This window comes from uncultured Mucilaginibacter sp. (assembly GCF_937859865.1).
Taxonomy (GTDB): domain Bacteria; phylum Bacteroidota; class Bacteroidia; order Sphingobacteriales; family Sphingobacteriaceae; genus Mucilaginibacter_A.
This window is the reverse complement of record NZ_CALMAT010000082.1, coordinates 1-14,755: the sequence shown is the minus strand read 5'-3', so window position 1 is coordinate 14,755 and position 14,755 is coordinate 1. Positions and strand designations below refer to the sequence as shown.

Below are 14,755 nucleotides of genomic sequence, written 5' to 3'. Positions count from 1 at the left end.
GGATGTTGATGCCAAAAAATTATCAGCCCAAACCCCTGGTTTTGCCGGCGCCGAAATTGCCAACGTTTGTAACGAAGCTGCTTTAATTGCTGCGCGTAAAAACAAAGAAGCAGTTGATATGCAGGATTTCCAGGATGCCGTTGACCGTGTAATTGGCGGATTGGAAAAGAAAAACAAAATTATTTCTCCTGAAGAAAAACGCATCGTTGCTTTCCACGAAGCTGGCCACGCCATTGCAGGTTGGTTTTTGGAACACGCTGATCCGTTGGTTAAAGTTTCGATCGTTCCGCGCGGTGTTGCTGCTTTGGGTTATGCGCAATATCTGCCAAAAGAACAGTTTTTATATACTACTGAGCAATTGCTTGACGGATTGTGTATGACGATGGGCGGACGTGTTGCTGAAGATATTGTTTTTAACAAAATATCAACCGGTGCGCAAAACGATTTGGAGCGCATTACCAAACTTTCTTATGCGATGGTAAGCATTTATGGCATGAATGATAAAGTTGGAAATGTGTCTTTTAACGATACACAAGGCGAATACCAGTTTAACAAGCCTTATTCTGAAAAAACATCAGAACTGATTGACAATGAAGTTCGTAGTCTGATTAATAATGTTTATCAGCGTACTAAAAACCTACTGACCGAAAAACGGGAAGGTTTGGACAGACTGGCCAATAAGTTGCTCGAAAAAGAAATTTTGTTTCAGTCTGATTTAGAGGAAATATTAGGCAAACGCCCTTTTGAAACCCGTACCACTTATGATGAGTTTGTGAACGGCGAAGAACCGTCATCAAACTTAGAACCCGTTGCACAAAACTTAGTGCACGAAGGTGTTGGCGACCACTCCGGAACTTTTGAAAGAAACCCGGAAGAAACCGATGCCAAAACGAAAAAAGATTAAAAACTTTTAGTCAATTTTAAGCCACTATGTAACCACATAGTGGCTTTTATTTTGCTTATGAAAGACAGCACAACACCAAAAGAACAACTGCTCAAGAAAATCCGAAAGGCTTTGCTGGAAAAACGCGACAACCCGTACCCGCAACTGGAAGATTTGCCTTTGTATGCGCCGCAGGATGATTTGCTGGAAGTGTTGTTTGCCGAACAGTTTACGGCTGTTTCCGGTCAGTTTATTTTTTGTGAAGACGAGATTGACTTCATCGAAAACCTGCTCACCCTGGCCGAACAACGCAACTGGCACAAAATCTATTGCTGGGAAAAGTACCTGCAAAATATCTTAAAAACCTACGATTATCCGTATTTTGAAACCGATAAAGATTTTGAACAAGCTGAAGTTGGCTTGACTTTATGCGATGCCTTAATCGCCCGAAACGGCAGCATTTTGATAACCAACGGCAACGCGGCAGGCAGAAGGCTGAGCATTTATCCGCATCAACATATCGTTTTGGCTTATACTTCGCAATTGGTTTTGGATTTGAAGGATGGTTTTAAACTGTTGAAAGACAAGTACAAAAACAATGTGCCTTCCATGATTACAACCATTACCGGCCCAAGCCGTACCGCTGACATCGAAAAAACGCTGGTATTAGGCGCACACGGGCCAAAAGAACTTTTTGTGTTTTTGTTAGATGATTTACAGGCATAAAAGAAGCATTCATAGCAGATGGTTAATGGCTAATGGTTAATAGCTTATGACCAGCCCAAATTTATAGGGATAAAAGAAGCATTCTCAGCAAATAGTTAATTGTTCATGGTTAATAGCTATAACCAGTCCAAATTTATAGGGATAAAAGAAGCATGGTAATTTATCAATACTTCTTTTACCCATACTTTTTTGTAGTATTTATTGTTGATTTTGCTACTTTTTTTAGCATTTTTGTTAAATGGATCAGCAGGAAAACAGCGAATATTTTAAAGGCCGCGGCGCGCAGTTAAACACGCACAACAAGTTTTTAAAGAACAAATACGTCCGCGATTTTGAAGAAGGTTTGGACGAACCGATGCTCGAAAACAGCAAAACACAGTATTTTGACGAAACGCCGAAATCTATCGTTAGCGAATCCAACAGTCCCGATTTGTCTTTTATGCACTCAATCAACCCGTACCAGGGCTGCGAACACGGCTGCATTTATTGCTACGCCCGCAACTCGCACGAATATTATGGTTTTAGTGCCGGTTTGGATTTCGAACGAAAAATCATTGTAAAACATAATGCAGCTCAATTGCTCGAAACTTACCTCAACAAAAAAAATTATCAACCGGCCGTAATTGTGCTTTCTGGCAATACGGATTGCTATCAACCCATCGAAAAAAAGCTGAAAATAACGCGCGCTTTGTTGGAGGTCTTTTTAAAATACAAGCATCCGGTAAGCATCATCACCAAAAATAATTTGATTTTGCGCGATATAGATTTAATTGCTGCTTTGGCAAAATTAGATCTTGTTCATGTCAACATTTCCATCACTTCTTTGTCCGAAGAACTTCGGCAGAAATTAGAACCACGCACGGTAACCGCTGCGGGAAGGTTAAACGTCATCAAAAAACTTTCGGAAGCGGGCGTACCTGTTCGGGTGATGGTTGCCCCTATTATTCCGGGTTTAAACAGCCATGAAATTACGGATATTATTAAAGCTGCTGCCGATTGCGGTGCTGTTGATGCACGCTATACCATTGTGCGTTTAAACGGCACCATTGCTTCGATATTTACCGATTGGATTTACAAAGCTTTTCCAGGCCAGGCAGAAAAAGTACTGCACCAAATTGAAAACTGCCACGGCGGAAAACTGAACGATTCGCGTTGGGGAACCCGAAAAACCGGCGATGGCCAGATTGCTGTTTCTATCCAGCAAATGTTTGCTTTGGCTTGCAAAAAGTATTTAACGGGAAGGCAAATCCCGGATTACAACCTCGGCTATTTTGTGAACCGGCACGGGCGGCAAACAAATTTGTTCTGATTGTTTTTGAAATTCTATTTTTAAACGTATTTTTATACTATATACCATTTTAGTATTCAGTATAGAAATTATGCAGACTAATATCCGTTCGGTAATTGCAGGTACCGGAAGCTACGTTCCCGATAAGATTATCACCAGCAACCATTTTATAAACCACCGCTTTTTTGAAAAAGATGGCCGGCCGGTAGCCAAAAGCAACCCGGTTATTTTAGAACAGTTTAAAAACATTACCGAAATAGAAGAACGCCGCTATGCACGGGAAGACCAAAACACATCTGATTTAGGTTTTCTGGCCGCAAAAGATGCCCTAAAAAGTTCTGGTATTGATGCCGAAACGCTTGATTACATTATCGTTGCCCACAATTTTGGCGATGTTGCCGAAGGAACAAACCGTGTTGATATGGTGCCAACTTTGGCTGCACGTGTCAAACAACTTTTGCAGATAAAAAACCCGGATTGTGTAGCTTATGATCTGCCTTTTGGCTGTCCAGGCTGGGTGGAAGGGATGATCCAGGCAAACTATTTTATCAAATCCGGTGATGCAAAAAGGTGTTTGGTGATTGGTGCCGAAACACTTTCGAGGATTATTGACCCGCACGACCGCGACAGCATGATTTATGCAGATGGTGCTGGAGCGGTGATTTTGGAAGCTGCAACAGATACCGAAAAAGGGATTATTGCGCACAAAACACAATCACATGCGGTTGATTACGCTAATTTGTTAACGATGGGCAAGTCCTACTCCACTGACAGTAATTCTGACCCTAATTTATACATCAAAATGAACGGGCGAAAACTGTACGAATACGCGTTGATCCATGTGCCGCAAGTGATAAAAATGGCACTTGACAAAGCCGATACCAATTTATATGCGATAAAAAAAGTATTGATCCATCAGGCAAACGGGAAAATGGATACGGCGATTATGCAGCGTGTGTTTGGGCTTTATGGTGAAAAAGAGTTTGACCCAAGCATTATGCCGATGAACATTGCACATTATGGCAACAGTTCTGTGGCAACCATTCCTACTTTGCTGGATTGTATTTTAAAGGGCGAAATGTCTGGCCAAACCATTAATGAAGGTGATAAAATTTTATTTGCTTCTGTTGGTGCCGGTATGAATATCAATGCTGTTGTTTATCAAAATTAAGCAGCAATGCTTCTTTTATGCCATAAAAAAAGGCAACTGTTTTTCAGTTGCCTTTTTGTTTTAAACAAAATATTTTTTACGCTACTTGCTGCGGCTCTCCGTTTTCTAATACCATTTGTTCATCTACCAAAATCCGTCCGCAGTGTTCGCAAACAATGATTTTTTTGCGTTGACGGATATCAGCCTGGCGCTGCGGCGGAATCTCGTTAAAACATCCGGAGCAGGCATCACGCTCGATGGTAACAACAGCCAAACCATTTTTGGCGTTGCCCCTTAAACGATTGTAGGCAAACAGCAAACGTTCTTCAATGTTTTTTTTCGCTTGTTCTGCCTGGCCGGTCAGTTCGGTTTCTTCTTTTTCGGTTTCGCCGGTAATCGTTCCTAATTCTGCTTTTTTCAGTTCAAAATCTTTGCGGCGGTCTTCCAGGTCAGCCAAAGCTTTTTCGTAAACCTGCGTTTTGGTAGCAATTTCGTAACCCAACTCTTTAATTTTTTTCTCGCTTACCTGTACATCTAAGCCTTGGATTTCAATTTCTTTTGAAATGGCATCGTACTCACGGTTGTTTTTAACCTCGTTCAGTTGGGTTTCGTACCTTTTGGTATTGGCTTGTGCTTCTTTTATCAGGTTTTTTCTGGTAACTACAGCATCTTCCAAATCATCCAAATCGTTTTTAATTTTTTGGATCCGGGTTTCCAAACCTGCAACTTCATCTTCCAGGTCGTTCACTTCCATCGGAAGCTCGCCTCTTACCTGTCTGATCCGGTCGATTTTGGTGTGGATAGTTTGTAGTTCGTATAAAGCTTTTAGCTTTTGCTCTACTGTTTGTTCCATTAAAATATATATTTGACGGGGTTTGTATTAATTTTTGTTAAACGGATTGCAAAAGTAGGAAATTTTTTGCTGATTATTTCAGCTAATAATTCTTGTGTAAACTGCTCTGTTTCAAAATGTCCGATGTCGGCAATCACCAATTTTCCTTCCGCATCAAAAAATTCGTGGTATTTAAAATCAGCAGTTACAAAAACATCTGCTCCGGCGCGAATGGCATCTTTCAGCAGAAAACTTCCTGATCCGCCGCAAACTGCAACTTTCACCACTTTTTTGCCGGTAAAAGAAGTATGACGAACAACTTCCGCTTTCATTTGTGTTTTTACGTGATGCAAAAATGGAAGTTCTTCCTGCGGAGATTCCAGTTCGCCAATCAATCCTGCGCCAACTTCCTGATATTGGTTCGTAATCGGATACAAATCATAAGCAACTTCTTCATAAGGATGCGCCAGAAAAAGTGCTGTTAAAACTTTACTTTCCAAATTGATTGGAAAAACGGTTTCTATCCGCACTTCCTCCTCCTGATGCTGAATTCCTTGTTCACCCGCAAACGGATTGGTATTTTTTCCGGCTTTATACGTTCCGGTTCCGCTAACGTTAAAACTGCACTCGCTGTAATTTCCAATACTTCCTGAACCTGCTTCAAACAAAGCTTCGCGTACTTTTTCTGCTTGTGCAATCGGAACAAAAGTTACCAGTTTTTTAAGCAGGTTTTTTTTGGGAGATAAAATCTGGCAATTCTTTAAACTTAATTTATCCGCGATCTTTTTATTAACGCCTGCAGCAACATGATCGAGATTAGTATGAATGGCATAAATGGCAATACTGTTTTTAATGGCCTTTTCTACCACACGTTCAACATAAGTTTTGCCGTTAAACTTTTTTAAGCCTTTAAATATGATGGGATGATGAGAAATAACCAACTGGCAATTATGTGCAATGGCTTCATCTACAACAGCTTCGGTGCAATCCAAAGAAATTAAAGCCTGAGAGATTTCTTGATCGGCATGGCCAATTAGCAAACCGGAATTATCGTAATCTTCCTGGTAATTTAGCGGCGCCAAACTTTCCAAGTAAGCCGTTAATGTGTTCAGTTTCATAAGCTGAAATTAAACAACAATTTTTGCCCGATAAAAGAAGTATGGAGGAAATTTGAATTACGGTTTTTGCGTTCGGGTAGAATCAACACGTTTAGAATCGGTCATCAGTAATAAAGAAACAGCCAGTGCGCTGATAACACCAACCAAAAGCGCAGCGAAAATTTTTCCCGAAAAATCACTGATCGAACCTTTTGAAACATAACTGATGTATAAAATAGCAAAGGCAACAGCTACAACGCCCCCTGCAAACAAAATTTTAAAGCCTTCCTGCAAGCCTTCAAAAAAAGTAATATTACCATTTTTTTCTACATCACGATATCTTTTTACACCAAAATACAAACCAATAATCGGGATCAATACGGAAGTATATTCTACCGGCGAAGTTGACGTTAAGGTGGTATAACCAAGCAAATGCATCATCAAAATCCAGGCACCACTTAAAACACCAATAACTACACCGAATATAATTGCATTTTTCATAAGATCAATTTTTATGGGATAAAAGAAGCATCGGCAAAACCAGCCTGCTTGTATCAATCAAATGCGTTAAAATTTGTTTGCTTAAATTTAACTTTTAATAACACTTTTCGCCGTATTTTCTATTTGGTATATTTGCAACGATTTGAATATCCATGAAATTTTAGAACGATATAAAGAAGATAACCGCGTTAAAAATTTGGCCCATGCGCTAAATTCGGGCAAAAACCCGCGTATTCATCTTCGGGGTTTAGTTGGCTCAAGCGATGCCTTTCTGGCTATTGCTTTGTATTTTTTGCAGCATAAACACACCATTTTTGTGTTGCCCGATCAGGAAGAAGCCGGTTACTTTCAGGCCGATTTGGAGAATTTGCTGGACAAAGAAATTCTGCATTTTCCATCATCGTTTAGAAAAGGGTTTGATTTTACACAACCCGACAGCAGCCATGTTTTGGCTCGCGCCGAAGTTTTAAACGAACTGAACCACGTTGCTGAATATGGAAACCTAATTGTAACTTACCCGGAAGCGCTGGCCGAAAAGGTGATCAACCGTGCTTCGCTCGAAAAAAACACACTCGAAATTTCTGTTCAAAACAAGCTGAGTTTGGATTTTATCAACGAGTTTTTGATTGAATACGATTTTGAGCGCGTTGATTTTGTGTACAGTCCGGGACAGTTTTCCATTCGCGGCGGCATTGTTGATATTTTTTCTTTCTCTCATGATTTGCCTTACCGAATCGAGTTTTTTGGCGATTTTGTAGAATCCATCCGAACGTTTGAAATTGAAAGCCAGCTTTCGGTTGAGCATGTAAAAAGCATTACGATTGTGCCGAATGTGCAATCCAAATTTCTGACAGAAAGCAATATTTCTTTGCTGGAATATGTGGATGCCGATACGACGGTTTGGATAAAAGACGTGCAATTAACGCTGGACGTAATTAAAGACGGCTACAAAAAAGCTGTTGAATTATGGAAAGCGTTGCCGGTTGCCGAGAAAAACCAGAACCCCGATTGGATCGACCCAAAGTACAATTTTACAGACGAGAAAATGCTGTCCGACCAACTGCGAGATTTCCGCATTGTAGAGTTTGGCAAACAGTTTTTTTATCAGGCCGATCAAACCATCACTTTTGACATCCGCCCGCAGCCTTCTTTTAATAAAGATTTTAATCTGCTGATCCACAACATCAAAAATAATGATGCGGAGAAGATTGAGAATTTGATTTTAACGGATTCGACGAAGCAGATTGAACGTTTGTACGCCATTTTTGATGATCTGGACAAAACGGCCAAATTTACGCCGATTCCTGTTTCTATCCGTGAAGGTTTTGTGGACCGCGAACAGAAATTGGCCTGCTACACCGACCACCAGATTTTTGACCGTTACTATAAATACAAGCTTAAAAAAGGCTACCAGAAATCGCAGGCCATCACGTTAAAAGAATTGCGCGAACTGAAACCGGGCGATTATGTAACGCATATTGACCACGGAATTGGTAAATACGCAGGTTTGGAAAAAGTGGAAGTGAACGGCAAATCGCAGGAAATGATCCGGTTAATTTATGCCGATAACGACTTGCTTTACGTCAACATCAACTCCCTAAACCGCATTTCCAAGTTCAGCGGAAAAGAAGGCACGATGCCTAAAATGAATAAATTAGGCACTGATACCTGGGAACGCCTCAAAAAAACCACAAAAAAAAAAGTTAAAGACATTGCCCGCGATCTGATTAAGCTTTATGCCGTGCGCAAAACGCAAAATGGCACAGCTTTTTCGCCGGACAGTTATTTGCAAAACGAGCTGGAAGCTTCTTTTATCTATGAAGATACGCCGGACCAGGAAAAAGCAACGAATGATTTGAAACGCGATATGGAATCGCCGCACCCAATGGACCGTTTGATTTGCGGCGATGTTGGTTTTGGCAAAACCGAAGTGGCTATTCGTGCTGCTTTTAAAGCCGTTGCGGATAGCAAACAGGTTGCGGTTTTGGTGCCGACAACCATTTTGGCAGCCCAGCATTACAAAACGTTTTCTGATCGCTTAAAAGGATTTCCCTGCAATATTGATTATGTAAACCGTTTTAAATCATCCAAACAAATTAAAGATACGCTGCAAAATGTGGCGGATGGAAAAGTGGATATTTTAATCGGCACACACCGTTTGGTCAGCAAAGACGTAAAGTTTAAAGATTTGGGTTTGATGATCATTGATGAAGAACAAAAGTTTGGTGTTTCAACCAAAGAAAAACTGAAAACAATGCGCGTAAACGTGGATACGCTGACGTTAACAGCAACACCAATTCCGCGTACTTTGCATTTTTCTTTGATGGGCGCGCGCGATCTGTCCATCATTTCCACACCTCCGCCAAACCGGCAACCGGTTGTAACCGAACTGCATGTTTTTAACGATAAGCTGATCAAAGAAGCGGTTGAATTTGAAGTAAACCGTGGCGGACAAGTATTTTTCATTCATAACCGCGTGCAGGATTTGGCGCAGTTAGGCGGTATGATTAAAAAATTGGTGCCTAAAGCAAGCGTTGGTATTGCGCACGGCCAATTGGAAGGCGATGCGCTGGAAGATGTGATGTTGAAGTTTGTAAACGGCGAATTTGATGTGCTGGTTGCAACTACGATTATTGAAGCCGGACTTGATATTCCGAATGCCAACACGATCATCATCAACCACGCGCACATGTTTGGGCTGAGCGATCTGCACCAGATGCGTGGCCGCGTTGGCCGGAGCAATAAAAAAGCTTTTTGTTATTTGCTGAGTCCGCCTTTATCCACCTTAACTTCCGAAGCCCGGAAACGGTTAAGCGCGATTGAAGAATTTTCTGATTTAGGAAGCGGTTTTAACGTGGCTATGCGCGATCTGGATATCCGCGGCAGCGGAAATTTACTCGGCGCAGAACAAAGCGGTTTTATTGCCGAAATTGGGTTCGAAATGTACCATAAAATTTTGGATGAAGCGATCCAGGAACTGAAAGACGAAGAGTTTCAGGGCGTTTTCCAGGATGAAAAACCACGTCCGTTTGTTTCTTTTACGCAGATTGATACGGATTTGGAAATCATGATCCCGGATGAATATGTAACTAATATCGGCGAACGCTACAACCTGTACACCGAGCTTTCCAAGTTAGAAAACGAAACCGAATTGCAGGCGTTCGGAAAACAATTGGAAGACCGTTTCGGCCCAGTTCCGCGCCAGGTTCTCGACATGTTGAATACAGTAAGATTGCAATGGTTGGGCAAATCGCTTGGCTTTGAAAAAGTATCGCTTAAAAAGAGTATCCTACGCGGCTATTTTATTGCCAACCAGCAATCGCCTTATTTTGAAAGTGGTTCGTTCCACCGGATTTTACAGTTTGTACAGGATAATCCACGAAGATGTAATTTAAAAGAAGTAAAAAACAGTTTGCGCATCAGTTTTGAAGGCATTAGAACAATTGATCAGGCGGTAGAAATTTTGGAAGAAATGGCAGGGGAAACGGTTAATGCCTAAAAAAGGGTGGTAAAAGAAGCATGGAAATGTTTACTTTTAATTCTTCTAAATACGACTTGGATTATGATAACTGTCAAAGAAAAAATTATTCAGGAAATACAACATATCCAAGATGAAAATCTGTTGGCTGAGATTCATCTGTTGTTACAAAATGTGTACGGCACGAAACAGGTTTTAATCACCAACGATCAGCAAAAAGCAAACATAGCAGAAGCGCGGAAAGAGTATTTAAACGGCAATTTCCATACAAACGAATCTTTGTTTAAAGATTTAATTGATGAATAAAAAGAACCGGTTGGCGCTTAAAAAAGGTTGGTAAAAGAAGTATTGGGTTGATTATTAATTTTTACTGCACCAACTGATAAACCGCATTCAAATTCCTGCCAAAACCCTTGTAATCCAAACCATAACCTATCACAAATTTATTTTCGATCTCAAAAGCAACGTGTTCCATTTCCTCAATCTCGTGTTCCATTGCATCCGGTTTATACAGCAATGTACAAATACTAACCGAAGCCGGGTTTCGTGCTTTTAACTTATTCACAATAAAATGCATCGTGTGGCCGGTATCTATAATATCTTCCACGATAATTAGGTGGCGGTTGCCAATATCCATTTTCAAATCATAATCTTCGGTAACTGACCGCTTGCTTTCCATGCCGCCGTGATAAGAGGAAACTTTCATGAAAGCAATTTCACAAGGAATATCAATTTGTTTTACCAAATCGGCCATAAATAAAAAACAGCCATTCAAAATGCCCAGCAAAATTGGTTTTTTGCCTTGATATTCTGCGTTTAGTTGTGCGCCTAATTCCACAATCCGTTGCCGAATCGTTTCTGCATCAATCATGATTTTAAACGTTTTATCTTCAATGGTTACAGTTTCCGGTTTCATGTTGATGCTGTTTTTATCGCCCTAAATTAACCATCCGCCCGGCTTTCTTCAAATCCATCGTTCAGTTAATGCTTATCTTTGTTGCTGTTTATGATGATTTACCACACGCACCAGTTGCCCAACGGCATCCGGATTTTATATTACCCAACTGATTCTACCATTTCGCATTGCTGTTTAATGGTCAACGCCGGCTCGCGCGATGAAGAAAAAGGCAAAGACGGATTGGCACATTTTATAGAACATTTACTTTTTAAAGCCACCGAAAAACGGAATACCAACCAGATTTTAAACTATTTGGAAGTGGTTGGTGCCGATTTAAACGCTTACACCACCAAAGAATATACTTGCATCCATGCTTCGTTTTTGAAAGAATATTTAGAACGGGCGATGGATTTGATGGAAGATATTTTCTTTCATTCCACTTTCCCGCAGGAAGATCTGGAGAAAGAGAAAGGCGTGATCCTGGATGAAATTGCTTCGTACCAGGACCAGCCGGAAGAAGCCATTCAGGATGATTTTGAAGACCTGCTGTTTAAAAACCATGCGCTTGGCCGCAACATTTTGGGCACTGCAGAATCTGTCAGTGCTTTAACGCGTGCCGATATTGCTTCTTTTATCGCACAAAATTACAACACGCACCAGGCTGTTTTTGCGGTAACCGGCCAATACGATTTTGCTAAAGTTATTAAGTTGGCCGAACGTTATTTCGGACAAGTGCCGGAAAATAACCAGCCCAAAAAACGGGTAAAGCCAATTGCGTCAGCAAAAGAATTGGTTCGGATTGAGAAGGCAATCTCGCAAACGCATTGTGTTTTGGGCACAACTGCTTATGCTTCATATGATGACAGAAAAGCGGTGCTTCTTTTACTGAACAATATTTTGGGCGGCAACGGCATGAGTTCGCGTTTGAACCTCGAAATCCGCGAAAAACATGGCATTGCTTACACCATCGAATCCAATTATTCGCCTTTAACCGATACGGGTTTGTTTTCGATTTACTTTGGCACCGATACCGAAAAAGCGTCAAAAGCGATGCGTTTGGTTCAAAAAGAACTACAGAAACTGCGCGATAAAAAACTAAGCACGTTGCAATTGCAACAAGCCAAACAAAAGTTTATCGGACAAATTGCTTTGGCCGAAGAAAACCGTTTGGGATTGATTTTATCCATGGCAAAAAGCCTGATGGATTTTGGAAGAATTGATACACTGGAAGAGGTTTTCGCCAAAATTAATGCCGTTACTGCCGACAATTTGCTGGCCGTTAGTAACGAGGTTTTTGATCCTGTCCGAATGCTAACTTTATTATTTGAGCCGGAAGATTAAACCCTTATTTTTGCCTTAATGAAATTACCAATTGTAGCATACGGCGACCCAATTTTGAAACGTGTTTCTGTAGATATTAAACCGGATTTTCCGAACCTGAAAGAGCTGATCGCTGACATGTTTGAAACCATGTATGCTGCCCGCGGTGTTGGTTTGGCGGCACCGCAGGTTGGGCATTCTATCCGTTTGTTTATCATTGATGCCACACCCTTTAATGATGACGAACCGGATTTGAAGGACTTTAAAAAGGTTTTTATCAACGCGCACATGATTGATGAAACCGGCGAGAAATGGCCGTTTAACGAAGGTTGTTTAAGTATTCCGGATATCCGGGAAGATATTTACCGTTGCAGCAATATCCGGATTTCTTATCTGGATGAAAACTTTGTGCAGCACGAAGAATCTTTTAAAGGATTGGCGGCGCGGGTAATTCAACATGAATACGACCACACCGACGGCAAGTTGTTTACCGACCATTTAAGCCCGTTGCGTAAAAGGCTGATCCAGAAAAAGCTGAACGATATTTCGAAAGGGATTGTAAAAGCTGAATACAAAATGAAATTTCCGGCGGTAAAAAAAGGCCGTTAATTGCTGTTGTCGCTTTGCCGGCTTTTATCGCCACGGATGATCGAGCGGATCAAACTTCCCCAGGCAATCGGGTTTAACAAAGGATTGGTTGGCCCGGAACCTGTATGAACCAAATTATCGTGCATGGACTGCAAGTTCATAATTTGGTTCGTTTGCCCGTCGTGTGGCAAAGTACGCGCCATCGCAATAACAGAACCGTGGTTTAAGTTTTTTTCGGCTAAAGCCAAATCATCATCAGCAAATTTTTTGGCTAAAAAATCTCGCTTAAATTCATCCGTACTTGCCCAAGGGAAAACACGCACCATCGGCAGGTTGATCGCTTCCGCTTTCAGTTTGATTTTCAACACAAAACTTTTATTCTGGATATTCTCGGGAATGACAATAATTTGGCTGAGATAACCAACCGAAGAAACACGGATGCTGTCTTTCTCGTGCGCCACAAACGAAAAATAGCCTTCGTAATTAGAAGAAACCACTTGGTTTTTGTAAGAAAGGTTGGTCAGGTTGGTGTAAGGCACAACCGTATTGCTGTCTGCGTTGATGATGATCCCGGAAAACTGCACTAAAGACCGCTCTGCTTTTTGCGCAAAAGCAGAAAAGGAAATCAACAAACCTAAAGCCAAAAGCAGCTTCTTCATCAATTATAAAAAGTTGTGAAGTTTAAAATTAAAGTATTAAACCGATATAAAAAAACAGGCACAAAAGAAGTAATAATTATTTTACGGAAGTTGATGTAAAACGTTATTTAACAATCGTTAACAACAATTTTTATTGCAGGTTTTGCGGCAGAACGGCGTGCGGGTCGTCAATATCGGTCAGGTTTACAGCTTCTACGCCTTTTATTTGCGGAACGGCACGCATAATGGCCTGTTCAATCCCGGCTTTCATCGTCATGATGCTCATCGGGCAAGAACCGCAGGCACCCAGCAAACGCAGGCGCACAATATCATTTGCCGTAATCTCTTCTACCGAAACATTACCGCCATCAGTTTCCAAATACGGCCTGATCGTGTTTAATGCTTCTTCAACCTGTTCTGAAAGGTTCATCTTGATGCTTCTTTTATCGGGTAAATTTAAACATTTTATCTCACTCCAACTGTTTCTGTTGTTTGCGCGTTTCGGATGGCAACCTGCTGTGCCACACGTTCGGCCATATCAAAAAAAGCGGTAGCCATCGGGTTGTTTTCCTGCAAAATTATCGGTTCGCCGGCATCGCCAGAATCGCTGATACTTTTTACCAACGGAATTTCGCCCAAAAACGGAATGTTCAGTTCGGCAGCCAGTTTTTGTCCGCCGCCTTGTCCAAAAATGTAGTATTTATTTTCAGGAAGTTCGGCCGGTGTAAAATAAGCCATGTTTTCGATGATGCCCAGCAAAGGAACATTGATGGCCGTCATCATAAACATGCCAATCCCTTTCTTCGCATCGGCCAAAGCCACGTTTTGCGGCGTGGTTACAATAACGGCTCCGGCAACCGGAAAAGTTTGGGTTAAAGTGATGTGGATGTCGCCGGTCCCGGGAGGAAGGTCAACGATTAAATAATCCAGCTCGCCCCATTCCGCATCATTAAACAACTGTTTTACAGCGGTCGAAACCATTGGCCCGCGCCAGGGAACGGGTTGGTTTGGATCGGTAAAGAAACCAATAGAAAGCAGTTTTATCCCATATTTTTCGATCGGTTCTATCCGGCTTTTGCCGTTTACTTCGGATGATCTTGGCCGCGCACCTTCCAAACCAAACATAATCGGGATCGAAGGGCCGTAAATGTCCGCATCAATCAAACCAACTTTTGCACCTGTTTTTGCCAAGCCAAGCGCCAGGTTTACTGCAACGGTTGATTTACCAACGCCGCCTTTACCGGATGCAACGGCGATAATATTTTTTACGCCCGGAACGCCAACATTTTTCGGTGTGGTTACGCGGGAAGTCATGTTGATATGCAAATCCGCCTCTTTACTTACAAAATGCAAAAT

The 14,755-nt window shown here is 41.5% G+C and carries 13 protein-coding genes and 2 pseudogenes (1 of these 15 cut by a window edge); 8 read left to right on the top strand and 7 right to left on the bottom strand.

Going from position 1 to position 14,755, the window contains the following annotated elements:
- From ftsH to Q0192_RS08610, 4 genes and pseudogenes are all read left to right on the top strand, one after another.
- Nucleotides 1-904: pseudogene (gene ftsH, locus Q0192_RS08625) on the top strand (ATP-dependent zinc metalloprotease FtsH); it begins 1,205 nt to the left of the window's first position.
- Nucleotides 905-961: 57 nt separating this feature from the next.
- Nucleotides 962-1,609 (top strand): lactate utilization protein, encoded by a 648-nt coding sequence (locus Q0192_RS08620; RefSeq protein ID WP_299288969.1) that lies wholly within the window; start codon nt 962-964, stop codon nt 1,607-1,609.
- Nucleotides 1,610-1,847: 238 nt separating this feature from the next.
- Nucleotides 1,848-2,918, top strand: a pseudogene (locus tag Q0192_RS08615) (PA0069 family radical SAM protein); the annotation flags it as partial.
- Between the two features lie 70 nt (nt 2,919-2,988).
- The gene (locus tag Q0192_RS08610) at nt 2,989-4,068 is read left to right on the top strand and encodes a ketoacyl-ACP synthase III (RefSeq protein WP_299288966.1); all 1,080 of its coding nucleotides are present in this window, start codon (nt 2,989-2,991) and stop codon (nt 4,066-4,068) included.
- Nucleotides 4,069-4,144: 76 nt separating this feature from the next.
- On the opposite strand, the gene Q0192_RS08605 is transcribed toward Q0192_RS08610, so the two are convergent.
- Genes Q0192_RS08605 through Q0192_RS08595 form a run of 3 tightly spaced genes read right to left on the bottom strand, consistent with a single transcriptional unit; the run spans nt 4,145 to nt 6,477 of the window.
- The gene (locus Q0192_RS08605; RefSeq protein ID WP_299288963.1) at nt 4,145-4,900 is read right to left on the bottom strand and encodes a C4-type zinc ribbon domain-containing protein; all 756 of its coding nucleotides are present in this window, start codon (nt 4,898-4,900) and stop codon (nt 4,145-4,147) included.
- Nucleotides 4,900-5,997 carry a Nif3-like dinuclear metal center hexameric protein gene (locus Q0192_RS08600; protein ID WP_299288960.1) on the bottom strand — a complete coding sequence of 366 codons (1,098 nt, stop codon included), beginning with the start codon at nt 5,995-5,997 and terminating at the stop codon, nt 4,900-4,902. Before Q0192_RS08600 ends, Q0192_RS08605 begins: the two co-directional genes overlap by 1 nt.
- Before the next feature lie 57 nt (nt 5,998-6,054).
- Complete coding sequence (locus tag Q0192_RS08595) at nt 6,055-6,477, bottom strand: DUF4199 domain-containing protein (RefSeq protein WP_299288958.1); 423 nt, start codon at nt 6,475-6,477, stop codon at nt 6,055-6,057.
- Nucleotides 6,478-6,619: 142 nt separating this feature from the next.
- Here Q0192_RS08595 and mfd point away from each other — a divergent pair, with 142 nt between their 5' ends.
- Both mfd and Q0192_RS08585 read left to right on the top strand, forming a co-directional pair.
- Complete coding sequence (gene mfd / locus Q0192_RS08590; protein WP_299288955.1) at nt 6,620-9,976, top strand: transcription-repair coupling factor; 3,357 nt, start codon at nt 6,620-6,622, stop codon at nt 9,974-9,976.
- Nucleotides 9,977-10,039: 63 nt separating this feature from the next.
- Nucleotides 10,040-10,261 (top strand): hypothetical protein, encoded by a 222-nt coding sequence (locus Q0192_RS08585; protein ID WP_299288952.1) that lies wholly within the window; start codon nt 10,040-10,042, stop codon nt 10,259-10,261.
- A gap of 61 nt (nt 10,262-10,322) precedes the next feature.
- On the opposite strand, the gene hpt is transcribed toward Q0192_RS08585, so the two are convergent.
- A complete protein-coding gene (hpt, locus tag Q0192_RS08580) occupies nt 10,323-10,871 on the bottom strand; it encodes a hypoxanthine phosphoribosyltransferase (RefSeq protein WP_299288948.1) in 549 nt (182 codons plus the stop codon).
- Nucleotides 10,872-10,964: 93 nt separating this feature from the next.
- Between hpt and Q0192_RS08575 the strand changes: the two genes are divergently transcribed.
- Both Q0192_RS08575 and def read left to right on the top strand, forming a co-directional pair.
- Nucleotides 10,965-12,194 (top strand): pitrilysin family protein, encoded by a 1,230-nt coding sequence (locus Q0192_RS08575; RefSeq protein WP_299289034.1) that lies wholly within the window; start codon nt 10,965-10,967, stop codon nt 12,192-12,194.
- Nucleotides 12,195-12,212: 18 nt separating this feature from the next.
- Nucleotides 12,213-12,782: a peptide deformylase gene (def, locus tag Q0192_RS08570; protein ID WP_299288944.1), complete on the top strand. Its 570-nt coding sequence runs from the start codon at nt 12,213-12,215 to the stop codon at nt 12,780-12,782.
- Here the strand turns inward: def and Q0192_RS08565 are convergent.
- The 3 genes from Q0192_RS08565 to Q0192_RS08555 all read right to left on the bottom strand — a co-directional run.
- The gene (locus Q0192_RS08565; protein ID WP_299288941.1) at nt 12,779-13,420 is read right to left on the bottom strand and encodes a hypothetical protein; all 642 of its coding nucleotides are present in this window, start codon (nt 13,418-13,420) and stop codon (nt 12,779-12,781) included. The two genes, def and Q0192_RS08565, sit on opposite strands and share 4 nt — an antisense overlap.
- 130 nt (nt 13,421-13,550) lie before the next feature.
- Entirely contained in the window at nt 13,551-13,829 is a 279-nt protein-coding gene (locus tag Q0192_RS08560) for a NifU family protein (RefSeq protein ID WP_299288939.1), read from the bottom strand.
- Nucleotides 13,830-13,864: 35 nt separating this feature from the next.
- On the bottom strand, nt 13,865-14,755 hold an 891-nt coding region (locus tag Q0192_RS08555), incomplete at its 5' end, for an Mrp/NBP35 family ATP-binding protein (RefSeq protein ID WP_299288936.1).

What these genes read in the sequence shown, in the direction of transcription:
- Q0192_RS08600 (WP_299288960.1), bottom strand. Translation starts at nt 5,997, where the DNA reads ATGAAACTGAACACATTAACGGCTTACTTGGAAAGTTTGGCGCCGCTA.
- Q0192_RS08565 (WP_299288941.1), bottom strand. Translation starts at nt 13,420, where the DNA reads ATGAAGAAGCTGCTTTTGGCTTTAGGTTTGTTGATTTCCTTTTCTGCT.
- hpt (WP_299288948.1), bottom strand. Translation starts at nt 10,871, where the DNA reads ATGAAACCGGAAACTGTAACCATTGAAGATAAAACGTTTAAAATCATG.
- Q0192_RS08595 (WP_299288958.1), bottom strand. Translation starts at nt 6,477, where the DNA reads ATGAAAAATGCAATTATATTCGGTGTAGTTATTGGTGTTTTAAGTGGT.
- Q0192_RS08605 (WP_299288963.1), bottom strand. Translation starts at nt 4,900, where the DNA reads ATGGAACAAACAGTAGAGCAAAAGCTAAAAGCTTTATACGAACTACAA.
- Q0192_RS08620 (WP_299288969.1), top strand. Translation starts at nt 962, where the DNA reads ATGAAAGACAGCACAACACCAAAAGAACAACTGCTCAAGAAAATCCGA.
- def (WP_299288944.1), top strand. Translation starts at nt 12,213, where the DNA reads ATGAAATTACCAATTGTAGCATACGGCGACCCAATTTTGAAACGTGTT.
- Q0192_RS08585 (WP_299288952.1), top strand. Translation starts at nt 10,040, where the DNA reads ATGATAACTGTCAAAGAAAAAATTATTCAGGAAATACAACATATCCAA.
- Q0192_RS08575 (WP_299289034.1), top strand. Translation starts at nt 10,965, where the DNA reads ATGATTTACCACACGCACCAGTTGCCCAACGGCATCCGGATTTTATAT.
- Q0192_RS08560 (WP_299288939.1), bottom strand. Translation starts at nt 13,829, where the DNA reads ATGAACCTTTCAGAACAGGTTGAAGAAGCATTAAACACGATCAGGCCG.
- Q0192_RS08610 (WP_299288966.1), top strand. Translation starts at nt 2,989, where the DNA reads ATGCAGACTAATATCCGTTCGGTAATTGCAGGTACCGGAAGCTACGTT.